General features: G+C 60.1%; 27 protein-coding genes, 2 tRNA genes and 1 pseudogene. 9 read left to right on the top strand and 21 right to left on the bottom strand.

Annotated features, from left to right (window positions below; genetic code table 11):
- Nucleotides 1-9: 9 nt before the first annotated feature.
- The 3 genes and pseudogenes from HU724_RS27855 to HU724_RS27685 all read right to left on the bottom strand — a co-directional run bounded on the left by HU724_RS27855 (nt 10) and on the right by HU724_RS27685 (nt 1,255).
- Nucleotides 10-360, bottom strand: coding sequence for a pyocin-S2/colicin E7-DNase domain-containing protein (locus HU724_RS27855; protein ID WP_367617208.1), 351 nt, complete (start codon nt 358-360; stop codon nt 10-12).
- Nucleotides 361-474: 114 nt separating this feature from the next.
- Nucleotides 475-794 (bottom strand): annotated as a pseudogene (locus HU724_RS27850) (S-type pyocin domain-containing protein); the annotation flags it as partial.
- Nucleotides 791-1,255, bottom strand: coding sequence for a hypothetical protein (locus HU724_RS27685; protein ID WP_225927644.1), 465 nt, complete (start codon nt 1,253-1,255; stop codon nt 791-793). The pseudogene HU724_RS27850 and the gene HU724_RS27685, both read right to left, overlap by 4 nt.
- 364 nt (nt 1,256-1,619) lie before the next feature.
- On the opposite strand from HU724_RS27685, the gene HU724_RS23735 reads away from it, so the two are divergent.
- Nucleotides 1,620-2,012 (top strand): helix-turn-helix domain-containing protein, encoded by a 393-nt coding sequence (locus HU724_RS23735; protein ID WP_225927643.1) that lies wholly within the window; start codon nt 1,620-1,622, stop codon nt 2,010-2,012.
- An 81-nt stretch (nt 2,013-2,093) separates the two neighbouring features.
- A complete protein-coding gene (locus HU724_RS23730; protein ID WP_186569144.1) occupies nt 2,094-2,318 on the top strand; it encodes a SymE family type I addiction module toxin in 225 nt (74 codons plus the stop codon).
- Nucleotides 2,319-2,679: 361 nt separating this feature from the next.
- Here the strand turns inward: HU724_RS23730 and HU724_RS23725 are convergent.
- Together HU724_RS23725 and HU724_RS23720 are read right to left on the bottom strand one after the other, a co-directional pair.
- Nucleotides 2,680-2,756 (bottom strand) — tRNA-Met (locus HU724_RS23725).
- A 115-nt stretch (nt 2,757-2,871) separates the two neighbouring features.
- Nucleotides 2,872-4,929, bottom strand: a complete 2,058-nt coding sequence (locus HU724_RS23720) for a methyl-accepting chemotaxis protein (protein WP_186569145.1) — start codon at nt 4,927-4,929, stop codon at nt 2,872-2,874.
- A 331-nt stretch (nt 4,930-5,260) separates the two neighbouring features.
- On the opposite strand from HU724_RS23720, the gene HU724_RS23715 reads away from it, so the two are divergent.
- Entirely contained in the window at nt 5,261-6,478 is a 1,218-nt protein-coding gene (locus tag HU724_RS23715) for an MFS transporter (protein WP_073473520.1), read from the top strand.
- 182 nt (nt 6,479-6,660) lie between these two features.
- Here HU724_RS23715 and ychF read toward each other — a convergent pair whose 3' ends face one another.
- The 8 genes from ychF to HU724_RS23675 all read right to left on the bottom strand — a co-directional run bounded on the left by ychF (nt 6,661) and on the right by HU724_RS23675 (nt 13,583).
- Entirely contained in the window at nt 6,661-7,761 is a 1,101-nt protein-coding gene (ychF, locus tag HU724_RS23710) for a redox-regulated ATPase YchF (RefSeq protein WP_016773202.1), read from the bottom strand.
- A gap of 22 nt (nt 7,762-7,783) precedes the next feature.
- Nucleotides 7,784-8,368, bottom strand: a complete 585-nt coding sequence (gene pth, locus HU724_RS23705; protein ID WP_016773203.1) for an aminoacyl-tRNA hydrolase — start codon at nt 8,366-8,368, stop codon at nt 7,784-7,786.
- Nucleotides 8,369-8,539: 171 nt separating this feature from the next.
- Nucleotides 8,540-9,142, bottom strand: a complete 603-nt coding sequence (locus tag HU724_RS23700; protein WP_110602994.1) for a 50S ribosomal protein L25/general stress protein Ctc — start codon at nt 9,140-9,142, stop codon at nt 8,540-8,542.
- A 141-nt stretch (nt 9,143-9,283) separates the two neighbouring features.
- Complete coding sequence (locus tag HU724_RS23695; protein WP_186569146.1) at nt 9,284-10,225, bottom strand: ribose-phosphate pyrophosphokinase; 942 nt, start codon at nt 10,223-10,225, stop codon at nt 9,284-9,286.
- A gap of 45 nt (nt 10,226-10,270) precedes the next feature.
- Nucleotides 10,271-10,345, bottom strand: a tRNA-Gln gene (locus HU724_RS23690).
- A 37-nt stretch (nt 10,346-10,382) separates the two neighbouring features.
- Nucleotides 10,383-11,234 (bottom strand): 4-(cytidine 5'-diphospho)-2-C-methyl-D-erythritol kinase, encoded by an 852-nt coding sequence (ispE, locus tag HU724_RS23685; protein WP_186569147.1) that lies wholly within the window; start codon nt 11,232-11,234, stop codon nt 10,383-10,385.
- 3 nt (nt 11,235-11,237) lie between these two features.
- Nucleotides 11,238-11,855, bottom strand: a complete 618-nt coding sequence (gene lolB, locus HU724_RS23680) for a lipoprotein insertase outer membrane protein LolB (RefSeq protein ID WP_016773207.1) — start codon at nt 11,853-11,855, stop codon at nt 11,238-11,240.
- Between the two features lie 3 nt (nt 11,856-11,858).
- Nucleotides 11,859-13,583, bottom strand: coding sequence for a tetratricopeptide repeat protein (locus tag HU724_RS23675; protein WP_041480005.1), 1,725 nt, complete (start codon nt 13,581-13,583; stop codon nt 11,859-11,861).
- Between the two features lie 182 nt (nt 13,584-13,765).
- Here HU724_RS23675 and hemA point away from each other — a divergent pair, with 182 nt between their 5' ends.
- The 6 genes from hemA to HU724_RS23645 all read left to right on the top strand — a co-directional run bounded on the left by hemA (nt 13,766) and on the right by HU724_RS23645 (nt 19,125).
- Entirely contained in the window at nt 13,766-15,052 is a 1,287-nt protein-coding gene (gene hemA / locus HU724_RS23670; RefSeq protein ID WP_016773209.1) for a glutamyl-tRNA reductase, read from the top strand.
- Nucleotides 15,049-16,131: a peptide chain release factor 1 gene (gene prfA / locus HU724_RS23665; protein ID WP_016773210.1), complete on the top strand. Its 1,083-nt coding sequence runs from the start codon at nt 15,049-15,051 to the stop codon at nt 16,129-16,131. Before hemA ends, prfA begins: the two co-directional genes overlap by 4 nt.
- Nucleotides 16,132-16,962 (top strand): peptide chain release factor N(5)-glutamine methyltransferase, encoded by an 831-nt coding sequence (gene prmC, locus HU724_RS23660; protein WP_186569148.1) that lies wholly within the window; start codon nt 16,132-16,134, stop codon nt 16,960-16,962.
- On the top strand, nt 16,956-17,711 hold the full coding sequence (locus HU724_RS23655) for a molybdopterin-synthase adenylyltransferase MoeB (protein ID WP_186569149.1): 756 nt from the start codon (nt 16,956-16,958) through the stop codon (nt 17,709-17,711). The genes prmC and HU724_RS23655 overlap by 7 nt, the downstream gene beginning before the upstream one ends.
- Nucleotides 17,704-18,495 carry a glutamate racemase gene (murI, locus tag HU724_RS23650; RefSeq protein WP_186569150.1) on the top strand — a complete coding sequence of 264 codons (792 nt, stop codon included), beginning with the start codon at nt 17,704-17,706 and terminating at the stop codon, nt 18,493-18,495. Before HU724_RS23655 ends, murI begins: the two co-directional genes overlap by 8 nt.
- A gap of 111 nt (nt 18,496-18,606) precedes the next feature.
- The gene (locus HU724_RS23645; protein WP_024014291.1) at nt 18,607-19,125 is read left to right on the top strand and encodes an acyloxyacyl hydrolase; all 519 of its coding nucleotides are present in this window, start codon (nt 18,607-18,609) and stop codon (nt 19,123-19,125) included.
- 135 nt (nt 19,126-19,260) lie between these two features.
- On the opposite strand, the gene HU724_RS23640 is transcribed toward HU724_RS23645, so the two are convergent.
- The 8 genes from HU724_RS23640 to phrB are packed head-to-tail and all read right to left on the bottom strand — an operon-like array spanning nt 19,261 to nt 26,050.
- Complete coding sequence (locus HU724_RS23640; protein ID WP_024014290.1) at nt 19,261-19,566, bottom strand: YkgJ family cysteine cluster protein; 306 nt, start codon at nt 19,564-19,566, stop codon at nt 19,261-19,263.
- A 52-nt stretch (nt 19,567-19,618) separates the two neighbouring features.
- On the bottom strand, nt 19,619-20,110 hold the full coding sequence (locus HU724_RS23635) for a DUF2878 domain-containing protein (RefSeq protein ID WP_186569151.1): 492 nt from the start codon (nt 20,108-20,110) through the stop codon (nt 19,619-19,621).
- Nucleotides 20,103-21,368: an SAM-dependent methyltransferase gene (locus HU724_RS23630; protein ID WP_186569152.1), complete on the bottom strand. Its 1,266-nt coding sequence runs from the start codon at nt 21,366-21,368 to the stop codon at nt 20,103-20,105. Before HU724_RS23630 ends, HU724_RS23635 begins: the two co-directional genes overlap by 8 nt.
- The gene (locus tag HU724_RS23625; protein WP_186569153.1) at nt 21,355-22,170 is read right to left on the bottom strand and encodes a DUF1365 domain-containing protein; all 816 of its coding nucleotides are present in this window, start codon (nt 22,168-22,170) and stop codon (nt 21,355-21,357) included. Before HU724_RS23625 ends, HU724_RS23630 begins: the two co-directional genes overlap by 14 nt.
- Entirely contained in the window at nt 22,167-23,414 is a 1,248-nt protein-coding gene (locus tag HU724_RS23620) for an NAD(P)/FAD-dependent oxidoreductase (protein ID WP_186569154.1), read from the bottom strand. The genes HU724_RS23625 and HU724_RS23620 overlap by 4 nt, the downstream gene beginning before the upstream one ends.
- Nucleotides 23,411-24,193: an SDR family NAD(P)-dependent oxidoreductase gene (locus HU724_RS23615; RefSeq protein ID WP_016773219.1), complete on the bottom strand. Its 783-nt coding sequence runs from the start codon at nt 24,191-24,193 to the stop codon at nt 23,411-23,413. Before HU724_RS23615 ends, HU724_RS23620 begins: the two co-directional genes overlap by 4 nt.
- Nucleotides 24,190-24,612: a nuclear transport factor 2 family protein gene (locus HU724_RS23610; protein WP_133338275.1), complete on the bottom strand. Its 423-nt coding sequence runs from the start codon at nt 24,610-24,612 to the stop codon at nt 24,190-24,192. The genes HU724_RS23615 and HU724_RS23610 overlap by 4 nt, the downstream gene beginning before the upstream one ends.
- A complete protein-coding gene (gene phrB, locus HU724_RS23605) occupies nt 24,605-26,050 on the bottom strand; it encodes a deoxyribodipyrimidine photo-lyase (RefSeq protein ID WP_136492720.1) in 1,446 nt (481 codons plus the stop codon). The genes HU724_RS23610 and phrB overlap by 8 nt, the downstream gene beginning before the upstream one ends.
- Between the last annotated feature and the right edge of the window lie 13 nt (nt 26,051-26,063).

The raw sequence follows: 26,063 nt of genomic DNA, 5'->3' as shown, positions 1-26,063 counted from the left end.
GGTATGCCCTTATTTACGGTGTACGTCGACATGGTTTTTGGGTGTGTAGACCCTTAGGTTATCTACGTTGTAGATATCACCACCTTCGGATATCGGTTCCACATGATGAATCTCATGAGAGATCCTTTTCCCTGCTGCATCACCTAAGCGGGCGCGGGGCGCATTTCCGTTGCGCATACGTCGTAGATTATCTTCGCTGACCTGTTGTGCCACTGCGCTGTCTTTTGAGGCAACGGCCCAAAAAGCCCGCCTAAACGAATCAAAACTAGAATATTCGCTCCCTCTGAGTTTATCGGCGATGCTGGTCGGAATAGGGGCGCCACCCTGAGCTTGAGCATGGTCAAGCCAAATACCGCCCACATCCTCACCCACCCCCGTAACGATCCCCGGCGTCTGCCTCGCCGGCCTCGAATAAACCACATATAACGACTTCAGCCCGGTGTCCGCCGGGAACACCAGAATACAATCCTCGGCCGTTACATCCTCGCCCGGCAGTCCCTCAATCTGGCTATCGGTGTTGTCCGGGATCGGGTGGACGAGGATCGGGTCGAGTGCCTCACCATGGTCGGGATAAACCAGCGGAGGCATCGACCCCAACGGCCCGCGCTGCGGCGTCCAGAGATGGTGATGCCGTTGAGCTTGGCCTCCATGGCGGTCTTGTCGGCGTTCCACTTGACGTTCACCGTGCGTACGGCGTCGTCGCCAGAGGCGCCGGAGTGGATGCCGTAGACCCGCAGAACACCTTCGGCATCACGACGAAACTGGAAACGCACGCGCGTGGTGGCGCGGCTCATGCGGCGTAGTTCTTAGTCGTGTGAAGCGTGCCGTCGGCCATTTTGCTCGGCAGCATTCCCAGCACAAACACGCTTGCCGGCCCGCCGGCGCCACGGATGGCCCAGTTCAGGCGCTGTTGCAAAATCCCGCCGCCGGCCAGACGCCCCAAAGCCAGGTCGGCGCCTATTGCCGTCGCGATCGCGGTGCTGGCGGATGGCATGAGCATGGCGCCGGCGACCATGATCTTGCCGAAGTTGCTGGCTGGCTCCTCGGCAGTGCCAGCGTCCGCGCGACACCAGTTGTCCGGCGTGCAGGACTTGGCAAATACCCTGTCTTCGCGTGGCTTGGGCGCAGGCCACTCATCCTTCTCGATGTACACCGGCTCCGGCGCTTTCGGTGGAAGCAAAGTAAACCAGGCCCTGCCACCGCTATACGGATTTAATAACCAGTCATCATCGAGAAGGTATTTGTATTGAGGCATGCCAACTCCCTGCATGGCGCTGAATCGAGCCAGGGGAGCTTGTCGGTCGAAGGGCAATTCAGGGAGAGAGCGGCGGGTGCTTGAAGTGATGAAAAATCCAGTTCTTACGTGAGCAAAGCCTGCTTCCTACAGGGCTATCTCAGTCCAGCGGTTTTGCGCCTGATTCGGGCAAAACCATTGTCGGTCGCGCCTGTAGTCTTTTCCTTTGAATCGCTGACTACGCCGGATTTCTCTTACAGATTATTCAGGTCGACAACCTACGCGCCGCTGCCTGAGGATGTTTTCTGTAGTTTTTCCAGGATAAATATCAGATGAAGAGGATGAGTCCGTTGCCATTCGATTTTATTTTCAGCCGGCCATTGTCATGAGCATTTCCAATGAGGACCGCGATTTTCTGGTGGCGATGGGCAGTCGCATTGCTCACTTACGCACGGTGCACGAGATAACGCAGACGCGGTTTGCAAGGGCTTTAGGTCTTTCCCGGCAGACCTTTCAGGGTTACGAGGAGGGCACGCGCAGCATGCCGGTCACGACACTGGTGAAGATAGCATTTGCGCTGCGCGTGCCTGTTGAAGACCTGCTCGGGGTTCCCTCGTACACGGAGACGCCCAGACGCAGCTTGACCTCGACGTGGTATCGACGACTGCAGTCCATCAATGAGCTTTCGAAGGTCCAACAGAAGGTAATTGCGCAGATGCTTGACGCGCTGATTGCACAGGCAGCGACCAAAACGAGCAACGAAGAAAAAGAAGTTTGAAGTAACGCAGAGAACGCGGAGCCAAGGTGCACGAACACCCCGGCCCCGCTAACCACAAAGCAGCTTAAAAGGAGCTGAACCATGGCTAAAACCAATCATACGACATCAACCCCCATCACTGAACGCCGGCTGAAAATCGCCGCTGATTTTCACCCCCTACACACAAAGGAAAAATCCTATAGCCCCGCCAAACCGGTGCCATGGATCAGGCTTCGCGGACTGTGGTTGCGGCAGGCAGGATTCGAGGTAAACGAGAGCGTCAAAGTGCGTGTGATGAAAGGGTGTCTGGTGATTACAGCGGAATAGATGAATCGTCCACGTAAAGCCGCAACGCTATTTGCGTAGGAAAAACGCCGCTAACCCTCACGGGATAGCGGCGTTTTTTCTCAAATAGCGCTTTTGATTATCTTGAATTTTATGGCGGGCGGGGCCTGTAATACCTGGCTAAAAGCCTGGTTGTGAGGAAGGCATTATCTTGAATTTGATATTGGCTTATGTAAAAAAGGCGAAGTGCAAACTGTAAGAAAAGTCTGACGGATGAGCGACTGCGAACCCACTGATCCAATCGAAGGGCTGAAGATAGACCTTCTGTAGGTGGGGAACCGAAGGGGGGATTATTGCAAGCATAAAAAAACGGCCTACCTTTCGGTAAGCCGTTTTTAGTACTTGGTGGCTACACAGGGACTTGAACCCCGGACCCCAGCATTATGAATGCTATGCTCTAACCAACTGAGCTATGTAGCCAAGTGGCGCGCATTATTCCCCTGAAATGGCAAAGCGTCAAGCGTAAATCGAAAATATTTCTTCCTGTTTTCAACCGCTTATCCTCGGGCCCCGAAAATCGGGGCCGGGGAGGGCGTCAGCGCAATTGGAATCTGGCGGTATTGGCGCTCAGGGCTTCGCTGCCCTGGCTCAAGGTGTCGGCCGCGAGGTTCACCGCACGTGCGCCTTCAAGCAAACGCACCGCCGCTTGATCGACCTGCTGGATATTGCCGCTGACTTCGTCGGCGGTGCTGGCCTGTTCTTCAACCGCCGTGGCGATTTGCGCCAGGGTGTCGGTGACGCTCTGTACGGCGCTGGCGATTTCTCCCAGGCGTTCGCCGAGTCCGGTGACCGCCTCGGCATCCGATTGCGCCTGACCACAGGCGGCCTCCATCAGGTTCACCGCTTCGTTGACCGTGGCGCGCAGGCTGTCGACGGTACCGGCGATCTGCGCGGTGGACGATTGCGTGCGTTGCGAGAGGCTGCGCACCTCGTCGGCGACCACGGCAAAACCGCGACCCTGTTCGCCGGCGCGGGCGGCTTCGATGGCGGCGTTGAGTGCGAGCAGGTTGGTCTGCTCGGCGACGCCGCGAATGGTGTCCACGACCAGTTGAATCTGCTGGCCTTGCTCGCTGACCCGGCCGAGCGCGGCGGCGGTGTCGTTCAGGCGCTGATTGAGCTGCTGAATGCTGGCCGTGGTGCGTTGGCTGTCGCGGCTGCTGTCGGCGGCGATGCGCCGGGTTTGCTGGGCGCTGCCGGAGGCCTGTTCGCAACTCTGCGCGACGCCTTGCGAGGTGGCGGCCAATTGCGTGGCGGCAGCGGCGATCTGGCTGATCTGCAACTGCTGCGCCTCAACTTCACCGAGGGCGCCGCTGGAGTGTTGGTTGAGGCTGCGTACCGCGTTGCTCAACTGCGAGGTCTCGTGGTCGACGCCGAGCATGCTGCTGCGCAGTTGCACCACGGCGACGTTGAGCGCGGTGCTGATCGCCGCCAGCTCATCGCGCCCCACCACCGGCACTTGCAGGCTCAGGTTGCCGTCGCGCAAGGCCTCAGCGAGCAAGGTGATGCCGCTGGCACTGCGGCGGATCGAGGCTTGCAGGCAGACGAACAGGTACAACGCGGCCAGCAGCAGGCAACCGAAGATTGCGGCGACAACAATGAACTGGCGGATCGCCGAGCTGTAATACGCATCGAGCCGCTGATCCAGCGCGACCAGGGATTGCTGGCGCAGGGAAGCGAGGTCGGTGAGCAGCGCGTCGAGGCTGCGTTCGAAGTCCTCTGGCTTGAGGTTGATGCTGCCGCCAAACACACCGTCGTCGAGGACTTTCAGGCCGCTGTCGAGGTGTTCCAGGCTGTCGTGATACTGACCGGCCCAGGCTTGCAGCTCGGCTGGCAAACGCGCCTCCAGCAGGCCGGCGGTTTTCACCAGTTGCTCGCGGGCGTCCCCGATGCGACTGCGCAGGTCGCGCAACTGCAAGCGGCTTTGCAGGGTGAACTGCCCGGAGACCACCGAAGCCTGGCCGACCGCGGCGAGACGCCCGACCCGCTCGATCAGGTCTGGTGCGTGTTGCGTGGAAATCTGCGTCAGCAGGTAGGTTTCCAGCCACGGCGCGAGGGTCAGGCGATTGTCCATGACGATCTGCTCGCGCAAGGCTTGCAGCGCGCCCAGGGCATTGGTGAAGCTGTCATAACCGTCCGGCCACCAGCCGACACTGCTGAGGCTTTTCGAATCAAGGCCATTGAGCGCGGTTTGCAGCGCCTGAAAGCGCTCGAGGATTGCGCCGTCGGCGCCTTGCTGGTTCAGGGCATTGCCCAGCTCGGTGGTGGCTTGCAGCACCGCCGGTTGCACGCCATCGAAGGCAGCCATGGCGGCGAGGGTGGCCGGTGTCGGCTGACGATTGGTCTCGGTGGCGCGCCAGCGGGCGGCGCGGTCGCGTTGCGCGGCGAGCAGGTTGTCCAGCGCATCCAGCGCGAGCAATTGACGCACACCGGCACGTTCGCCGGAGATCAGATTGAGCTTCTCGCGATAGTCATGGCCGATCATCAACAGGCTGCCGGCCAGCGGCAGAATAAACAGCAGAAACAACAATTGGAATTTACCTGCGAAGCCAAACCGCCCCAGCAATTTGATCCCCGGTGAAAGGAAAGCCTGCATGCCTCATGACTCCTCTGGACACCACGCACCATTGGCGTGCATCGCGAACCTTTCGGCTGCGACTGTGCCCTCTAAAAGGCCTCGAAAGTTCACCCGTGCCCGCTCTGTAGGCCGGCTCTGTAGCGAAACTTCCCATTGTCGAGCGCCTTTGTAAGGCGATCGTGTTCAAGGGCAGAAGCAAGGCAAGATTCAGACCATGGCGTTGCGCTATCACCGTTTGCTCGACGACCAGTCAGTTAGTTAGCTGCCTAAGGGGATAGCGCGAGCGCACCGAAAAATGGCACATTGACGCACCTGCCTGCGGGCACCCATCTGCTGTCCGGAATTTGCCATGGCTATCAGCAACGTTCAGACCGCCGCTGCCTCGGCGACCGCTGCTCCGCAAAGCAGCCCCTTGGTGATGCGCATCATCGGCGCGGTGGCGCTGGCGCATTTGATCAACGACCTGATCCAGTCGGTGCTGCCGTCGATCTACCCGATGCTCAAAGCCAACTATGGCCTGACCTTCACCCAGGTCGGCCTGATCACCTTGACCTTCCAGTTGACCGCGTCGCTGTTGCAGCCGTGGGTCGGTTATCACACTGATCGCCACCCCAAACCGTGGCTGTTGCCGGCGGGCACGGTGTGTACGTTGATCGGCATTCTGATGATGTCGGTGGTCGGCAGCTTCCCATTGATTCTGCTGGCGGCGGCGCTGATTGGTATCGGCTCGTCGACCTTTCACCCGGAAGCCTCGCGTGTTGCGCGACTGGCCTCGGGCGGCCGGTTTGGTCTGGCGCAATCGACCTTTCAGGTTGGCGGCAATGCCGGCTCCGCGTTCGGCCCGTTGCTGGCGGCGGCGATCATCATTCCCTTCGGCCAAGGCAATGTGGCGTGGTTTGGCCTGTTCGCGGTTTTTGCGCTGTTCGTGCTGTACCGCATCAGCCGCTGGTACGCCAACCACCTCAACCTATTCAAGCTCAAGGCCGGCCAAGCGGCGACGCACGGCTTGTCGAAGGGCAGGGTGACCAGTGCGCTTGTGGTGCTCGGGCTGCTGGTGTTCTCCAAGTATTTCTACATGGCCAGCTTCACCAGCTACTTCACCTTCTACCTGATCGAGAAGTTCGACCTGTCGGTGGCCAGCTCGCAGCTGCACTTGTTCCTTTTCCTGGGCGCAGTGGCGGCGGGTACGTTCTTCGGTGGACCGATTGGCGACAAGATCGGGCGCAAGGCAGTGATCTGGTTTTCCATCCTGGGGGTGGCGCCATTCACCCTGATCCTGCCGCATGTCGATCTGTTCTGGACCAGCATTCTCAGCGTGGTGATCGGCTTCATTCTGGCGTCGGCATTCTCGGCGATCGTGGTGTACGCGCAGGAACTGGTGCCAGGCAATGTCGGGATGATTGCCGGGATCTTCTTCGGCCTGATGTTCGGTTTCGGCGGGATTGGTGCCGCGCTGCTCGGGCATCTGGCGGATGTGCACGGGATTGAGTATGTGTACTTCCTGTGCTCGTTCTTGCCGTTGTTTGGTGTGTTGGCGATCTTTTTACCGCGTACCAGAAAGGCCTGAACAGACGAATCGAACTGTGGGAGCGAGCCTGCTCGCGAATGGGTGGGTCAGTTGACGAATGCTTAGCTTACACGCCACATTCGCGAGCAGGCTCGCTCCCACGGGGAAATATACTCAGTCACTGAATTTCAGGCACAAAAAAGCCGCGTATCAAACGCGGCTTTTTCTTGCCCGGCTGTTGCTTAGACGTTGAAACGGAAGTGCATCACGTCGCCGTCCTTGACGATGTAATCCTTGCCTTCCAGACGCCATTTGCCGGCTTCTTTGGCGCCGGCTTCGCCTTTGTACTGGATGAAGTCGTTGTAGGCGATGACTTCGGCACGGATGAAGCCTTTTTCGAAGTCGGTGTGGATCACGCCAGCGGCCTGTGGGGCGGTGGCACCGACCTTGACGGTCCAGGCGCGGACTTCTTCGACACCGGCGGTGAAGTAGGTCTGCAGGTGGAGCATTTCGTAGCCGGCGCGGATCACGCGGTTCAGGCCAGGCTCTTCCAGGCCCAAGGCCTCGAGGAACATGTCCTTCTCTTCGCCGTCGTCGAGCTCGGCGATTTCCGCTTCGATCTTGTTGCACACCGGAACGACCATGGCGCCTTCTTCTTCGGCGATGGCCTTGACCACGTCCAAGTGCGGGTTGTTCTCGAAGCCGTCTTCAGCCACGTTGGCGATGTACATGACCGGCTTGGTGGTCAGCAGGTGGAAGCCCTTGATCACGGCTTTCTCATCCGCGCTCATGTTTTTCATCAGGCTGCGTGCCGGCTTGGCTTCGGTGAAGTGCGCGATCAGTTGCTCGAGCAGAGCCTTCTGAACCACGGCGTCCTTGTCACCGCCCTTGGCGTTGCGCGCGACTTTCTGCAGTTGCTTCTCGCAGCTGTCGAGGTCGGCAAAGATCAGTTCCAGGTCGATGATTTCGATGTCGCGTTTCGGGTCGACGCTGTTGGACACGTGGATCACGTTGTCGTCTTCGAAGCAGCGCACCACGTGAGCGATAGCGTCGGTTTCACGGATGTTGGCCAGGAACTTGTTGCCCAGACCTTCACCTTTCGAGGCGCCGGCGACGAGGCCGGCGATGTCGACGAATTCCATGGTGGTCGGCAGGATGCGCTTCGGATTGACGATGGCCGCCAGAGCTTCCAGGCGCGGATCCGGCATCGGCACGATGCCGCTGTTCGGCTCGATGGTGCAGAAGGGGAAGTTCTCGGCCGCGATACCGGATTTGGTCAGGGCGTTGAACAGGGTGGACTTGCCGACGTTAGGCAGGCCGACGATGCCGCAATTGAATCCCATGGTGTTTCCCCTCGGGTAAAAGTCAGGCCTTCTGGCTGTGCAGGTTTTTCATCGCGCGGTTCCATTCCCCGGCGAGGATATCCGGCAGCACGCCGAGGGCAAAGTCGATGCTGGCATCGAGTTTTTCCTGTTCGGCGCGTGGCGCACGACCCAGGACGAAATTTGAAACCATACTGGCAACGCCCGGGTGGCCGATGCCAAGCCGCAGGCGGTAGAACGTATTCTGATTGCCCAGTTGCGCAATGATGTCGCGCAACCCGTTGTGACCGCCATGGCCGCCGCCCTGCTTGAGCTTGGCAACGCCCGGAGGCAAGTCGAGTTCGTCATGCGCCACGAGGATTTCTTCAGGCTTGATGCGGAAGAAACCGGCGAGTGCCGCCACGGCCTGGCCGCTGCGGTTCATGTAGGTGGTGGGAATCAGCAGACGAACATCCTGACCCTGATGCGAGTAGCGCCCGGTCAGGCCGAAATATTTGCGATCGGCCACAAGATTCACATTCTGTGCGTGGGCGATGCGCTCAACAAAAAGGGCCCCTGCGTTATGCCGGGTCTGTTCGTATTCAGCGCCTGGATTTCCCAGGCCAACGATCAGTTTGATGGCAGTCACGATAGGGGCCCTTCCTTGGAGTGGTGGATAACATTGCCGCGATCGGGGAAAGCGGCGAAAGTGGACGAAAAATGCTCATTTACCATGGATGTAAACTCCGCGTTCTCGCCCGCTTTCTCGCTACGTTCCAGTCCGCGATGTTACTTGCTCACTCCGGCATGACAGAGTGAATTACTCTGCTGCGCCTTCTTCGGTAGGTTCTGCAGCAACACGTGGAGCGTGGACGTTGGCAACAGCCTTGTCATCGCCGTGTGCCAGAGCAACGAACTCAACACCTTTAGGAGCTTTGAGGTCCGACAGGTGGATGATGGTGCCGATTTCTGCTTTCGACAGGTCGACTTCGATGAACTCAGGCAGATCTTTTGGCAGGCAGGTCACTTCGATTTCAGCAACAACGTGCGAAACTTCGCCGCCTTTCTTCACTGGAGCTTCTTCGCCAACAAAGTGTACAGGCACGATAGCGGTCAGTTTCTGGCCAGCTACAACGCGTACGAAGTCAGCGTGCATCACGTGGCCTTTGGCCGGGTGACGCTGCAGAGCCTTGATGATTACGTTCTGCTTGGTGCCACCAACGTTCAGCTCGATGATGTGGCTGTAAGCCGCTTCGTTTTCGAGCAGTTTGGCAACTTCTTTGGCCAGCATGCTGATGGATTCAGGGGCTTTGTCGCCACCGTAAACTACAGCTGGAACCAGGCTTGCGAGACGACGCAGGCGGCGGCTCGCACCTTTCCCCAGGTCGGAACGCACTTCAGCATTCAGAGTAAAATCGTTCATTTTGTATCTCCAAAATAGCCATGACCGAGTGGCGTTTGCGACCAGCGCCGAACACGGTATGGGCAAAAAAGCCCCGCCCCGACAGGAATGCCGGGGCGGGGCGCTTTTCGTCAACGAGACATTTCGCGAAGGGCAGGGCCCTTAACGGAACATCGCGCTGATCGATTCTTCATTGCTGATGCGGCGAACCGCTTCGGCAACAACCGGTGCGATATCCAGTTGACGGATACGTGCACAGGCTTGTGCTGCAGCGGACAGCGGGATGGTGTTGGTCACCACCAGCTCGTCCAGCACGGAATTTTCGATATTCTCGATGGCCCGGCCCGACAGCACAGGGTGTGTGCAATAGGCAAAGACCTTGGCTGCGCCATGCTCATTCAGGGCCTTGGCCGCGTGGCACAGAGTGCCGGCGGTATCGACCATGTCATCGACGAGAATACAGGTACGCCCTTCGACATCACCGATGATATGCATCACTTCAGAGTGATTGGCTTTCTCACGGCGTTTGTCGATGATCCCGAGATCGACGCCCAGCGACTTGGCAACAGCCCGTGCACGCACGACGCCACCAATGTCCGGGGACACTATCATCAGGTTTTCGAAGCGCTGATCTTCGATGTCATCCACCAGAACCGGGGAGCCGTAGATGTTATCTACCGGAATATCGAAGAAGCCCTGAATCTGGTCAGCATGCAGATCAACCGTGAGAACACGGTCGATGCCGACTACGGTAAGCATGTCAGCAACGACTTTCGCGCTGATAGCCACACGTGCGGAACGCGGACGGCGATCCTGACGGGCATAACCAAAATAAGGAATAACAGCAGTGATACGAGTAGCCGAGGAGCGGCGGAAGGCGTCAGCCATCACTACCAGTTCCATCAGGTTATCGTTGGTCGGAGCGCAGGTCGGCTGAATAATGAAGACGTCTTTACCGCGAACGTTTTCATTGATCTCGGCTGTGATTTCGCCGTCGGAAAACTTGCCGACAGAGATGTCACCGAGAGGGATATGCAGCTGACGTACGACACGCCGAGCCAGATCGGGGTTGGCATTCCCCGTAAAGACCATCATCTTGGACACGCGCAGTACCTAGAGGCTGAGGGTAACCTGGATGAGTAGAGAAAATGGCAGGGGCGGCTGGATTCGAACCAACGCATGGCAGGATCAAAACCTGCTGCCTTACCGCTTGGCGACGCCCCTGTATCTGTTGCTTTCAAGTGCCGGGCACTTGATTCCTTTAGAGCAGACTTTGCAGCTTGCGATGCAACATCGAAACGTTGCTTCCTTTCGCTACAAACCCTGTAAGGGTCTCTGTCAGAAGGGCCGAGACTTTATCAGCTTCAGCTTTGCTTGGGAAGCCCCCAAACACACAACTTCCAGTTCCGGTGAGCTTTGCTTCGGTAAATTTACCTAACAAATCCAATGCGTTACGTACCTCTGGATAACGCCTTGCTACCACCGGCAAGCAGTCATTTCGACTGTTTCCCTCGGGAACGGGGCGCACTTTAATGGGCGGTGTGTTACGTGTCAACAAAGGATCGGAAAAAATTTCTGCCGTACTAACAGCGACTTGCGGCACGAGCACCAGATACCACGGTTCTTCGGGGTCGACCGGGGTCAGTTTCTCGCCGACGCCCTCGGCAAACGCCGCATGGCCACGGACGAACACCGGTACGTCGGCACCGAGTGACAAGCCCAGTGCGGCGAGGCGATCTTCATCCCAGCCCAGTTGCCACAAATGGTTGAGCCCGAGCAACGTTGTCGCCGCATTCGAACTGCCGCCACCAATGCCGCCGCCCATGGGCAGGACTTTGTCGATCCAGATGTCGATGCCGAGCGCGCAACCGGACTGTTGCTGCAACATCTTCGCCGCGCGCACGATCAGGTTGCTGTCGTGGGGCACGCCGGCGAACTCGGTGTGCAGCTGGATCACGCCGTCATCGCGTACGGCGAAAGTGATTTCATCGCCGTAATCGAGGAATTGAAACAGCGTCTGCAATTCGTGATAACCGTCTTCACGGCGACCGAGAATGTGCAGCATCAAGTTGAGTTTGGCCGGCGAGGGCAGGGTCAGGCGTGCAGCGGTCATGCGTCATTGCCCCAACTTGCGCGGTTGCCAGGTTTTGATCACCAGCGTCACGTCGAGGTCGGTGCCGTGCAGCTTGATGCGCTCGGGCAGCCAATAACCATTCTGTTCGGTGTAGGCGGTGTATTCGACTTTCCAGCCGTCCTGCTCAAGGCTGGCCAGACGACTGTCGGCGTCCAGATTCAAGCGACTTTTGCTTTCCGGCGCGGGCAGGCCACGAACCCACCAGGCCAGATTCGACACCGGCAATTTCCAGCCCAGCTGTTCTTCGAGCAGAGCTTCGGGTGACTGCGATTCGTAGCGGCCCTGGTTGGCGACTTCCAGCGACACCTTGCCCGGACGCCCGGTCAGGCGCGCCGCGCCACGACCCAGCGGGCCGGACAGGCGAATGTCGTAGTAGTCCTGACGCTGCAGCCAGAACAGCGTGCCGCTGCCGGAATCCTTCGGCGCGCGGATGCCGATCTTGCCGTCGATCTGCCAGCCATCAAGGCCGGTCAATTGCTGTTTGTTTGCCGCCCATTGGGCCGGGCTGCCGTGGCCCTCGACCGATTCGCGAGTGCCGAAACCCGAGCAACCGGCGAGCAGGGCGATGAAGCTGAAAACAATAACGTGGCGCAAAAGCATGGTTTAAAGATTCTCGGATCCGGTCAGGCGCTTGATGGTGCTGCGCAGAATGGTGCTGTCGGGCTGATCCTTGAGGAACTTGCCCCACACTTGTTTGGCTTCGCGTTGATTGCCCTTGGCCCAGAGGACTTCGCCAAGGTGCGCGGCGACTTCGTGGTCAGGGAAACGCTCGAGCGCCTGGCGCAGGTATTTCTCCGCGTCGTCCAGATTGCCCAGGCGATAGTTTACCCAGCCGAGGCTGTCGAGAACCGCCGGGTCTTCCGGATTGATCTGGTGCGCCTGCTCGATCAGCGTTTTCGCTTCAGCGTAGCGGGTGGTGCGATCGGACAAGGTGTAGCCCAGCGCATTCAGCGCCATGGCATTGTCCGGATCGCGCTTGATGATCAGGCGCAGGTCTTTCTCCATTTGCGCCAGATCATTGCGTTTCTCCGCGAGCATGGCGCGGGTGTAAAGCAAGTTGAGATCGTCCGGGTATTTCTGCAGCGCTTGTTGCAGAACTTTCCAGGCCTTGTCGTCCTGTTTGTTGGCCGACAGGCTTTCCGACTCGATCAGATACAGCTGAATCGCGTAATCCGGTTGCTCGTCACGCTCGGCCGCCAGCTTGCTCTGCGCTTCGGCGGTTTTACCGTTGCTCATCAGGATATCGGCCTGACGCAGCTGTGCCGGCAGATAGTCATTGCCCGGGCCGACCTGGGCGTATTCGATGAGCGCGCCTTGTGGGTCATTGCGCTCTTCGGCAATCCGGCCGAGGTTCAGATGCGCCGAATCGACGTGGCTTTCGCGAGCGATCAGGTCTTCCAGATAACCTTTGGCCTCATCCCACGCCTTGGCTTCCAGGCACACCAGTGCCAGCGAATATCGCAATTCGTCGTCTTCCGGGTATTGCTGAACTAGGGTGGAGAATTCGGCCTTGGCGTCGTCCATGCGGTCCTGTTCGACCAGCATGCGCGCATAAGTCAGGCGCAGGCGCTTGTCTTCCGGGTATTTCCTGATGCTTTTCTGCAACAGCGGTAGCGCTTCGTCGCCACGGTTGAGCAATTGAAGCAGGCGCGCGCGCAACAGGATCGGTGCTATTTCGCCGTCTTCCGGCGGGTTGTCTTCAAGCAGGGTCAGCGCGCCTTGATTGTCGCCGTCTTGCTGGAGCAGCAGAGCCTTGCCGAAAATTAGCTGATTGTTATTCGGGTGGCGCTCAAGCAAACGGTCGAAGCTTTTCATCAGACCGTTGCGGGTTTCCTGATCGGTGTCGGCGGCCGACAGTGCGAGGAAGTCGAAATGGGTGTCGCCCTTGCCCTGCAGGACTTTCTCCATGTAGACCATGGAGTCGTCGTAGCGCCCGGCGCGAGCCAGTTGCACGGCAGCGGCGCGTTGCGCTTCGAGATCGTCCGGGGCATTGCGGGCCCAGATCAGCGCGGTGTCGAGGGCCGGTTGATCGGCGCCCAGATATTCGGCGATGCGGAACGCACGCTCGGAAACGCCCGGATCCTGAGTGTTGATGGCCTGGGTCACATAGTTGTCCAGGGCAATGTCGAAACGATTGCGCTGGCCAGCGAGTTCGGCGCTCAGCAGACTGAACACGGTTTCCTCGCTGAACGAGCCGTAAACCTTGGGCTTTTCAGGTGCGGGCGTGGTGTCTTCGACCGGCGGGGTGCCGTCCGGCGCAACGGGCGCCATGGCCTGGCAGCCGCTGAGGAAGACAAAAGCGAGGAGCAACGCGGAAGATCTATTCATATAGGAAGAGGACGACTAACCTGCGGTCGGATCATCATGACACAAGCCTTCGGCCAAACATAACCGAGACTCAATTGTGGCCATTATAGGGGCTGACGATTGGGACAATAGTCAGCGGTAGTTGTTCTGAATCTTTCGAAGTAGGACAATTGCCGGCTTCACGTCACCACCAGCGACCTTGAATGGCCTTCCTTGCACTCGGTATCAACCACAAGACTGCTTCAGTAGACGTCCGCGAGCGCGTGGCCTTTACCCCTGAGCAGCTGGTGGAGGCCTTGCAGCAGCTCTGCCGACTGACCGACAGCCGCGAAGCCGCGATCCTCTCCACCTGCAATCGCAGTGAGCTTTATATAGAACAGGATCAGCTGTCGGCCGATGTCGTGCTGCGCTGGCTGGCCGATTATCACCATCTGAGCCTCGACGAACTGCGCGCCAGTGCCTATGTGCATGAAGACGATGCGGCTGTTCGTCACATGATGCGCGTCGCCTCCGGGCTTGACTCGCTGGTGCTGGGCGAACCACAGATTCTCGGCCAGATGAAATCGGCCTACGCCGTGGCCCGCGAGGCCGGCACCATCGGCCCGCTGCTGGGGCGGCTGTTTCAGGCGACGTTCAATGCCGCCAAGCAGGTGCGTACCGATACTGCGATCGGCGAGAACCCGGTGTCGGTGGCGTTTGCCGCAGTGAGCCTGGCGAAACAGATTTTCAGCGATCTGCAACGCAGTCAGGCGCTGCTGATCGGTGCCGGCGAGACGATTACGCTGGTCGCGCGCCATTTGCATGAGCTGGGAGTCAAGCGCATCGTCGTTGCCAACCGCACGCTGGAGCGCGCCAGTCAGTTGGCCGAGCAGTTCGGCGCCCACGCGGTACTGCTCTCGGACATTCCGGCGGAGCTGGTGCGCAGCGATATCGTCATCAGTTCGACCGCCAGCCAGTTGCCAATCCTCGGCAAGGGTGCGGTGGAAAGTGCGCTGAAGCTGCGCAAGCACAAGCCGATCTTCATGGTCGACATTGCGGTACCGCGCGATATCGAGCCGGAAGTCGGCGAGCTCGACGACGTTTACCTGTACAGCGTCGACGATCTCCACGAAGTGGTCGCCGAGAACCTCAAGAGCCGTCAGGGCGCTGCGCAAGCGGCGGAGGAAATGGTTTCGGTCGGCGCCGACGATTTCATGGTGCGCCTGCGCGAACTGGCGGCGGTCGATGTGCTCAAGGCCTATCGTCAACAGAGCGAACGCCTGCGAGACGAAGAATTGCAGAAGGCCCTGCGTCTGCTGGCCAACGGCGGCAACGCCGAAGACGTGCTCGGGCAACTGGCCCGTGGCCTGACCAACAAACTCTTGCATGCGCCCAGCGTGCAGTTGAAAAAGCTGTCTGCCGAAGGCCGCCTCGATGCGCTGGCCATGGCCCAGGAACTCTTTGCCCTTGAGGGCTCACCGGATAGTTTTTCGGATAAAAAACCGCAATGAAAGCGTCACTGCTCAACAAGCTGGACATTCTCCAGGACCGTTTCGAGGAACTGACCGCGCTGCTCGGCGACGGTGAAGTCATTGCCGATCAGGCCAAATTCCGCGCCTATTCCAAGGAGTACGCCGAACTCGAGCCGGTAGTGGCCGCCTATAAAAAGCTGCTCGGCGTACAAAGCGATCTTGAAGGCGCGCAGGCGCTGCTCAAGGACAACGACCCGGACATGCGCGAAATGGCCGTGGAAGAAGTTCGCGAAGCCAAGGAGTTGCTGGTCACGCTGGAATCCGATCTGCAGCGCATGCTGCTGCCTAAAGATCCGAATGACGGGCGCAACGTGTTCCTCGAAATCCGCGCCGGCACCGGTGGCGACGAGGCGGCGATCTTCTCCGGCGACCTGTTCCGCATGTACTCGCGTTATGCCGAGCGGCGTGGCTGGCGCGTCGAGATCCTCTCGGAAAACGAAGGCGAGCACGGTGGCTATAAAGAAGTCATCGCGCGCATTGAAGGCGACAACGTTTACGGCAAGTTGAAATTCGAGTCCGGCGCACACCGCGTCCAGCGCGTACCGGCCACCGAATCCCAGGGCCGGATCCACACGTCGGCGTGCACCGTGGCGGTGTTGCCCGAGCCGGACGAGCGCGAAGCCATCGAGATCAACCCGGCGGATCTGCGTGTCGACACTTACCGTTCCTCCGGCGCTGGTGGTCAGCACGTCAACACCACCGATTCGGCGATCCGCATTACCCACATCCCGACCGGCACCGTCGTCGAGTGTCAGGAAGAACGCTCCCAGCACAAGAACCGTGCCCGGGCGATGGCGTGGCTGTCGGCCAAGCTCAACGATCAGCAGAACGCAGCGGCGGCCAACGCGATTGCCAGTGAGCGCAAGTTGCTGGTCGGCTCCGGCGATCGTTCCGAGCGTATCCGCACCTACAACTACGCCCAGGGCCGGGTCACCGACCATCGCGTCAACCTGACCCTGTATTCCCTGGATGAAATTCTCGCCGGTGGCGTTGAAGCCGTGATCGAGCCGTTGCTGGCCGAATATCAGGCTGACCAACTCGCAGCGATAGGTGAATAAATGACCATCATCGCCAGCCTGTTGCGCGCTGCCGAGTTGCCGGACTCGCCGACTGCGCGTCTGGACGCTGAATTGCTCCTGGCCGCCGCATTGGGCAAGTCGCGCAGCTTCCTGCACACCTGGCCCGAGCGCATCGTGCCGAGCGAGGCTGCGCTGACCTTTGCCGAATATCTGCAACGGCGGCGTAGCGGTGAACCGGTGGCCTATATTCTCGGCCAGCAGGGCTTCTGGAAACTCGATCTGGAAGTCGCGCCGCACACGCTGATTCCGCGCCCGGACACCGAATTGCTGGTGGAGGCAGCCCTTGAGCTGCTGCCGGCAACTCCGGCCAAGGTTCTTGATCTGGGCACCGGCAGTGGCGCGATTGCTTTGGCCTTGGCCAGCGAGCGCCCGGCGTGGAAAGTCACCGCTGTGGATCGCGTGCTCGAAGCCGTGGCCCTGGCCGAACGCAACCGCCAGCGTCTGCACCTGAACAACGCCACGGTGCTGAGCAGCCATTGGTTCAGCGCACTTGCAGGCCAGCGCTTTCAGCTGATCATCAGCAACCCGCCGTACATTGCCGCCACCGATCCGCATCTGGTCGAGGGCGATGTACGCTTCGAACCGGCCAGTGCGCTGATCGCCGGTGAAGATGGCCTCGACGATTTGCGCCTGATTGTTGCGCAGGCGCCGGATCATCTTGAAGCCGGCGGCTGGCTGATGCTAGAACACGGCTATGATCAGGCCGAAGCCGTGCGTGATCTGCTGCTCACTCGTGGCTTTGCAGAAGTCCACAGCCGCACCGATCTGGGCGGCCATCAACGCATCAGTCTGGGGCGCCTGCCGTGCTGAATGATCAGGAATTGCTGCGCTACAGCCGGCAGATTCTGCTGCAGCACATCGACATCGACGGGCAGCTGAAGCTCAAGGCCAGCCGCGTGCTGATCGTCGGCCTTGGCGGTCTCGGCGCGCCGGTGGCGTTGTATCTGGCGGCAGCGGGCGTCGGCGAGTTGCATCTGGCGGATTTCGACACGGTCGATCTGACCAACCTGCAACGGCAGATCATTCACGACACCGACAGTGTCGGCATGTCCAAGGTCGACTCGGCGCTCAAGCGCCTGGGCGCGATCAACCCCGAGATTCAACTGGTCGCCCATCGTCAGGCGCTGGACGCCGACGCCCTCTCCGCAGCGGTGGCAGCGGCGGATCTGGTGCTCGATTGCTCGGACAACTTCTCTACCCGTGAGGCAGTCAACGCCGCCTGTGTTGCCGCGCGCAAGCCATTGGTCAGCGGCGCGGCGATTCGTCTGGAAGGGCAGCTGTCGGTGTTCGATCCACGGCGTGCCGAAAGCCCTTGCTACCACTGCCTGTATGGACACGGCAGCGAAGCCGAACTGACCTGCAGCGAGGCCGGCGTGGTCGGGCCGCTGGTCGGTCTGGTCGGCAGCTTGCAGGCGCTGGAAGCGTTGAAACTGCTGGTCGGCTTTGGCGAGCCATTAGTGGGGCGTTTGTTGCTGATCGACGCTCTGGGTTCGCGCTTCCGTGAGCTGCGGGTCAAGCGCGATCCGGGCTGCAGCGTCTGTGGCGCCCGCCATGCGTGAAGCGCCGATCGGCGTGTTCGATTCCGGGGTCGGCGGCTTGTCGGTTCTCGGCGAAATTCAGCGCTTGCTGCCCAACGAATCGCTGCTTTATGTCGCCGATTGCGGGCACATTCCTTACGGCGAGAAAACCCCGGAATTCATCCGCCAGCGTTGCAGTGCGATGGCAGGGTTTTTTCGCGAGCAGGGTGCCAAGGCTTTGGTGCTGGCGTGCAATACCGCGACTGTGGCCGGTGTTGCCGACTTGCGTCGCGACTTTCCCGAATGGCCGATTGTCGGCATGGAACCGGCGGTCAAACCGGCCGCTGCGGCCACGCGAAGCGGCGTGGTTGGCGTCCTGGCCACGACAGGCACATTGCAGAGCGCAAAGTTTGCCGCGTTGCTCGATCGTTTCGCGGTTGACATAAAAGTCATCACCCAGCCATGTCCGGGACTGGTCGAGCTGATCGAAACGGGTGATCTGCACAGCGCCGAATTACGCACTTTATTGCAAGGTTACGTCGCTCCATTGCTGGCGCAAAACTGCGACACGATCATCCTGGGCTGCACCCATTATCCCTTTCTGAAACCGTTACTGAGATCGATGATCGCCGACGATGTCAGCCTGATCGATACCGGAGCTGCCGTGGCCCGGCAGTTGCAGCGTTTGCTCGCCGAGCGTGATCTGCTGGCGCAATGTCCGAGCCAGCCGGTGAAGTTCTGGACCAGCGCCGATCCGCAGTCCCTCAGAAAAATCCTACCGTTGCTGGGCCAAACTGCGTCGAATGTGCAAAACTTCGACTTGTAAAAAAAATGTGAAATAACTGAAAAAACGCTGAACTTCTGACCAAGCGCGGATTTCTATAGCGACAGCAGCAACTAAAAACCAAACGATCGTTCCGGAAAAGGAAGTTTCAAAGTGAAGCGACTATTCTGCTTGGCCGCGATTGCGGCCGCACTGATGGGGCAAAGCATTTCTGCACAAGCCGCTGGCGTTGAATTCGCCGTCGGCGGTACCAGCGATTCGACAATGACGTATCGCTTAGGCATGAATTTCGACTGGGACAAGAGCTGGCTGCAGAGCGACGTGGGTCGCCTGACCGGCTACTGGAGCGGTGCTTATACGTACTGGGAAGGTGACAAGACTTCCAGCAACAACAGCCTGTCGTTCTCGCCTGTATTCGTTTACGAGTTTGCCGGCCAGTCGGTCAAACCGTACGTTGAAGCGGGTATCGGCGCGGCGTTCTTCTCCAACACCGAATATGAGAGCAACAAGCTGGGCGGTTCCTTCCAGTTCGAAGACCGTATCGGTTTCGGCCTGCGCTTCAACGGCGGACACGAAGTCGGCATCCGCGCCACGCACTACTCCAACGCCGGCCTGTCCAGCGACAACGATGGTGTAGAAAGCTACGCGCTGCATTACACAATGCCGCTGTAACACGCCGCTACGCGGAACCAACGTGGGAGCGAGCCTGCTCGCGAAAGCCGAGTGTCAGTCAATTCAAATGGTGGCTGACACACCGCCTTCGCGAGCAGGCTCGCTCCCACAGTTGTTTCTGCGTTGTCAAAGAAATCAGCGGTAGGCTGTCGCAATACCCCGGCGCTCTTCGATGCACTCCGGCGCGCCCATTTCAAACTCGCGGCAAATCAGCGGGCGTCGTTCATAGATCGTGCACATCATGCTGTCGCGATCCAGTGCCGCGCACCAGCCGTCGTCCAGACGCAGCATCACTTCACCGCCCCATTCATCGGTATCGATAAAGCGATCAGGCACGCCGGTGTCGGTGATCAGCATCACTTCGAGCTGGCAGCAGCACGCCGCACAGGTCGAGCAGGTGACCGCCGGTTCGGCAATTTGGGTGTGAGGGATGGTTTTCATAGCGGCAGTGTAAGGCAGTGATCGCTTTGGGTGTGAAAGCGCTGACGGACGCTCACGGCGCCAGACGCCGCGCCATCAAATGCAACAGTGGGAACAAGCCTGCCCAGAGCAGCCCGATAACGATCAGCGTCGCCGCCTCGCCATAGGGAAATTGCACGCCCGCCAGGCGTCCGCCAGCGTAGTACGACAATGCGCCGCCCACCGCGCCAAGTGCGCTGGCCAGCCACCATGGCCGCGCGCTCCAGGCCAGGCAGTGGCGCAACGTGGTGGCGAGCAGCGCCCACAGCAGCATCAGCCACAGCGGAATCAGCGGTGACGCGTCTGCAAAGCGGAACACGTCGAGGTAACGCAGGACACTGTCCACCGCCGTGCCGACAATCACCACGCACAGAATCAAACGTCCTTCTGCCGCCCAACTGCTGATCCAGCGCAGATGAATCACCAGAGCCGCCAGCGCCAGCAACAGCCATAAACTGTTGCCGCCGAGCACGCAGGCCAGCCAGCCGAGCTGAAACAGCACGGCATTGGCGATTTGCTCACGCATCGAAGCGCCCGAGCAACGGCGCGGTCATCGCCGCCGGTTTGGCCAGCAGCAATTGCGCGGTGCCGATGGTGCGTTCGAGGAATCCGCCCTCGCAGTAGCACAGATAGAACTCCCACAAACGCAGGAAATAATCGTCGTAGCCCAGTTCGCTCAGGCGACCGTGGGCGAGGCGAAAGTTCTCGTGCCACAGGCGCAGGGTCTTGGCGTAATGCAGGCCGAAATCTTCCATGTGCAGCAGGTTCATGTCGGTTTCGCGGCTGACCACATCGAGCATCTTGTGCACCGAGGGCAGGGCGCCACCGGGAAAGATATAGCGCTGGATAAAGTCGACGCTGCGCTTGGCCTGTTCGTAGCGTTGTTCGCGAATGGTGATCGCCTGGAGCAGCATCAGGCCGTTGCTCTTGAGCAACTGCGCGCATTGCTTGAAGTAGGTGGGCAGGAACCGATGGCCGACCGCTTCGATCATCTCGATCGACACCAGTTTGTCGTACTCGCCGCTGAGGTCGCGGTAATCCTTGAGCAGCAAGGTGACGCGGTCCTGCAAGCCCAATTGTTCGATGCGTTTGGCAGTGAACGCGAACTGCTCTTTCGACAGCGTCGTGGTGGTCACGCGGCAACCGTAATGCTGCGCCGCGTACAACGCCATGCTGCCCCAGCCGGTGCCGATTTCCAGCAGGTGGTCGCTGGGTTTGAGCGCGAGTTTCTGGCAGATGCGTTCAAGTTTGTTCAATTGCGCCTGTTCCAGGGTGTCGCTCGGCGAAAGGAACTGGGCGGCGGAATACATCATGGTCGGGTCGAGAAACTGTTCGAACAGTTCATTGCCGAGGTCGTAGTGCGCGGCGATGTTTTTCTGCGAACCCTTGCGCGTGTTGCGATTGAGCCAGTGCAGGCCTTGCACGAAGGGCCGGCCGAGTCGCGCCAGGCCACCCTCCATGGCGTCGAGCACCTCGAGATTGCTGACGAACACGCGCACCACCGCGGTCAGGTCCGGCGAACTCCAATAGCCGTGGATGAATGCTTCGCCGGCGCCGATCGAGCCGTTGCTGGCAACCATGCCCCACAGAGCCGGGTCGAGTACATGGACTTCGCCGAGCAGAGCACTGCCCGGGGTGCCGAAAAGCATTCGTTCGCCATCCTCGACGACCATCAATTGTCCGTGTTTGAGCTGGGCCAATTGGCGCAACACGCCACGGCGCAGCAGCGAGCCGGTCAAACCGTTGGTGCTGAAGCGACCGAGCGGCAGGCTAGAGGATTTCATGGTGCGGCTCCTTCGGAGGCACAGTGGCGGTTTGAAAGCTGCCGGCGGCAGCCTGGTGAGGGAAGATCGGCGCGCGCTTGAGCAGCAGTCGCAACGCTTGCCAATAAATCGCCAGAGCGGTTTTTGCGGTCATCCACGGGAAGCGCCGCAGGTAGCGGTGCAGGCTGCGGCGATCGAGGGATTCGCGGCGCAGATTGAGCGTGGCGTCGAACAGTTTCTCGTTGCCCTGCCAATCGGCCATGTGCACGCCAAGGCTTTGCGCAGCGGGGCTGAAGCTCATGCGGTATTCGAGGTCGCGGGGTAGAAACGGCGAGACGTGAAACGCCTTGGCCACAGCGAAATGCTGGTGGAAATCCACCAGGCTGGTCGGCACCTGCGCCGGCAGCACATAGTGATAACGCTCGCGCCATGGCGTATTGGTTACTTCACAAACGATCGCCGCGAGTTGTCCGTCGGCTTCATGGCAATAGAAGAAACTCACCGGATTGAACGACAGGCCCCAACTGCGCGGCTGGGTCAGCAGGCACACCGCGCCTTGTGGCTCATGACCGATGGCTGCGCCGACCTGCTGGCGCACCGCGTCGATCAGGCGCATGCCCTTGCCGGTGAAGGCTTTGAGGTAATCGGTTTCGCGAAACGAGAACGGCGCAAAGCGGCTGCGCCCGGCCAGTGGCGACAGGGCCAGTACGGCGTCCTGTTCGCTCAGGTCGAGGTAGACCAAACCGATGCGGTAGCGGAATTCGTGGCGGCGCGGCGAAAAACGTCGGTGGCCGATAACGCCGCTGTACAGAGCACTGTTCACAGGGTTTCACCGAACGCGGCGGCTACGCGCAGCCCGCTGACCACGCCATCTTCATGAAAACCGTTGGCCCAGTAGGCGCCGCAATAATGCGTGTGCTGCTCGCCGTCGAGTTCGCCCCAACGGTTTTGCGCGGCCGCTGCGGCGAGGGTGTATTGCGGGTGGGCGTAAGTATAGCGGGCCAGCACTTTATCCGGGCTGATGCCGGCAGTCTGGTTGAGGCTGACGCAGAACGTAGTGTCGCTCTCGATGCCCTGCAGAATATTCATGTTGTACGTGACTGCTGCGCGCGTGTGGCCGGCGCCGCCGAGGCGATAATTCCAGCTGGCCCAGGCCAGTTTGCGCGTCGGCAGCAGGCGCGTGTCGGTGTGCAGCACGACATCGTTGTCGGCGTAGAGCAGGGCGCCGAGAATCGAGCGCTCGGCGTCGCTCGGGTTGGCCAGCAGTTTCAGCGCCTGATCGCTGTGACAGGCGAACACCACTTTGTCGAAATGTTCGAGGCCGGCCGGGCTGTGGATAACCACGCCGTGCTGGTTGCGCTCGACGCGCTTGACCGGGCAGTTCAGACGAATCCTGTCGCTGAATGAAGCAGTCAGCGGCGCCACGTAGGCACTGGAACCGCCTTCAATGACCTGCCACTGCGGACGATCGCTGACTGAGAGCAGGCCATGATTCTTGAAGAAACGCAGGAAGAATTGCAGCGGGAAATTGAGCATTTCCGCCATCGGCATCGACCAGATTGCCGCGCCCATCGGCACGATGTAATGCAGGACGAAGCGCTCGCCGTAGCCGCCGGCCTTGAGGTAATCGTCGAGGGTGGTGTCGGCGGCGATGCGCAGTTCGATCAGGTCGCGCTGGGCTTCTTTGTTGAAGCGCAGAATGTCGCGCAGCATGCCCCAGAACCCCGGCGACAACAGATTGCTGCGCTGGGCGAACAGGCTGTTGAGATTGTTGCCGTTGTACTCCACGCCAGTGTCCGGGTCGGTTACCGAAAAGCTCATTTCGGCCGGCTTGAACGCCACGCCGAGCTGGTTGAGCAAGCGAATGAAGTTCGGGTAAGTCCAGTCGTTGAACACGATAAAACCGGTATCGATGGCGAACGATTGCCCGGCCACGCTGACCGGTACGGTGTGGGTATGGCCGCCGACCCAGTCACTCGCTTCGAACACGGTGATGTCGTGGCGGCGGTTCAGCAGGTAGGCGCAGGTGAGCCCGGCGATACCGCTGCCAATTACGGCGATTTTCATATCGGGTCCCGCTGCGGAGGGTTCTTGCGCACCATGCGTTTGCCGATCGCCAATTGCGCGCGAGCGGGCAGCTTGGACAGTGGCCACAGCGCGGCCATGAACAGCCCCGGGAAGGCAATTTCCAGCGGACGGTCCTTGAGTTTGGCGAAGATGTGCCGCGCCGCTTTATCCGCAGGCCAGCTCAGCGGCATCGGGAAATCGTTCCTTTCGGTCAGCGGCGTTTCGACAAAACCCGGGCTGATGATGGTGACTTCAATGCCTTCATCCGCCAGATCGATGCGCAGCGATTCGAACAGGTAACGCAGCCCGGCCTTCGATGCGCCATAGGCTTCGGCGCGAGGCAGCGGCAGGTAAGTCACCGAGCTGGCCATGCCGACCAGGTGCGGCGCCGTGCCTTTGCGCAATAGCGGCAGGGCGGCCTCGATGCAATAGCTGCTGGCGAGCAGATTGGTGCGCACCACGTGCTCGATGATCGACGAATCGAACTGGCGCGCGTCGACATATTCACAGGTGCCGGCGTTGAGAATCACGCTGTCCAGCGAACCCCAGGCCTCGGCGATCTGCTCACCGATTTCGCGCACGGTCTGACTGTTGGTCAGATCGCCGGGTACCACCAGCACCTGGCCCGGATAACGCTGAGACAAGACTTTCAGCGGCGCGGCCGAGCGCGAGCTGACCGCCAGGTGCGCGCCGCTTTTCAGAATGTCCTCACACAATGCTGCGCCGATGCCACTGCTGGCGCCGGTCAACCAATACCGCCGTGGAGGTGTACGACTCATCCCATTCTCCTTTTCAGCCAAGCAATCGCCCGGCCCAATATTGGCAAGTGTTCATACAGCAGCGCCCCGGCATCGAAATAATCCCGATGGCGATAAACCTTGTCGCGCCAGAGCAGGTGCGAGCAGCCACCGACCCTGATTTCCCGGCCCTTGGCCAGACGCGGATGGCGATAACTCATGACCCAGCGCAGGTAACCCTCACCTTCGCGGATCTGGTCGAAACCATGAAAATCGAAACGCAGATCGCTGACGTTGGCGTACAGCTCGCTGAAGTAATCCTGCAGTTGTGCCAGGCCCTGAACTTCGTGCAGCGGATCGGTGAAATGAATGTCGTCGCTGTACAGCTCGCCGAGGCGATGCAGGTTGTCTTTGTTCAACCCGGAAAACTCGCGGGCGAAGCTGCGCAGGAATTCACTCATCGCTGCCGCCCACTGGCTGGCGCGACGGCAGGTTCTTGAACGCCGTCAGCGCACGCTCGCGTGAAGTGCTGAGGTTGACGATCGGCGCCGGATAATCGGCCACGCCGAACAGTCCTCCGGCTGCCGCCGGATTGTGCACTTCCTTCTTGTTGAGCCCGGCCAGTTCCGGCAACCAGTGCTTGATGAACACGCCTTCGGCATCGAATTTTTCCGACTGGCTCAACGGGTTGAAGATACGGAAGTACGGCGCCGAGTCGGTGCCGGTCGACGAGCTCCACTGCCAGCCACCGTTGTTGGCCGCCAGGTCGCCGTCGATCAGGTGGCGCATGAAAAAGCGTTCGCCCTCGCGCCAGTCGATCAGCAGGTTTTTGGTCAGGAACATCGCCACGACCATGCGCAGGCGATTGTGCATCCAGCCGGTTTCCAGCAGTTGGCGCATCGCCGCGTCAATGATCGGCAGACCGGTGCGTGCCTCCTGCCAGGCCTTGAGTTCTTCCGGCGCATCGCGCCAGGCCAGCGCCTCGGTTTCCGGGCGGAAGGCGCGATGCCGCGAGACGCGTGGATAGCCGACCAGAATGTGTTTATAGAACTCGCGCCACAGCAGCTCGTTGATCCAGGTCACTGCGCCGACCTTGCCGCTTTCGAACTCGCCCTGATTGCTTTGCAGTGCAGCGTGCAGGCACTGGCGTGGCGAGATCACCCCGGCGGCGAGGTACGCCGACAATTGGCTGGTGCCGGGTTTGGCCGGGAAGTCGCGTTCGCTGCGGTAGTAGTCGATCTGCGCGTCGGTGAAGGTGTCGAGGCGGCGCCGCGCCTCTTGCTCGCCGGCCGGCCACAAGGCGCGCAGGGATTCGCTCGGCGTGGCGAAGCCTTTTACCGCCTCGGGAATTGCATCGCTGGCGATATCCAGCGCGGCCTGCTTGCCGGGTGCCTTGACCAGTGCCGGCATCGAGCGATGCAGGCGTTCGTAGCAGACTTTGCGAAACTGACTGAACACCTGGAAGTAGGTGCCGGTCTTGGTCAGCACTGTGCCGGGTTTGAACAGCAACTGATCCAGGTAACTGTGGAATTCGATGCCTTCGGCTCGCAACGTTTCGGCCACGGCTTCATCACGACGGCTTTCGTGAACGCCGTATTCCTCGTTGACGTGCACCGCCTCGATCTTCAAATGCCGGCACAGCTTGAGCAGTTCTGCTGGCGCCTGATCCCAGTGCGGCGCGCTGCGAATCAACAGCGGAATGTTCAGCGCGCCGAGGCTCTGGCTCAGTTCGCGCAAATTGCGTAGCCAGAAATCCACTTTGCACGGCGCATCGTCGTGCTCCAGCCATTGCTGCGGACTCAACAGATACACTGCCACAGTCGGGCCGCGCGCTGCGGCGGCCGCGAGGGCGGTGTTGTCATGTTGGCGCAGGTCGCTGCGCAGCCAGATCAGTTGCATGTGATTAAACCCA

The organism is Pseudomonas iranensis, from assembly GCF_014268585.2.
Lineage (GTDB): Bacteria > Pseudomonadota > Gammaproteobacteria > Pseudomonadales > Pseudomonadaceae > Aquipseudomonas > Aquipseudomonas iranensis.
This window is presented reverse-complemented; position numbering and strand designations above follow the sequence as displayed.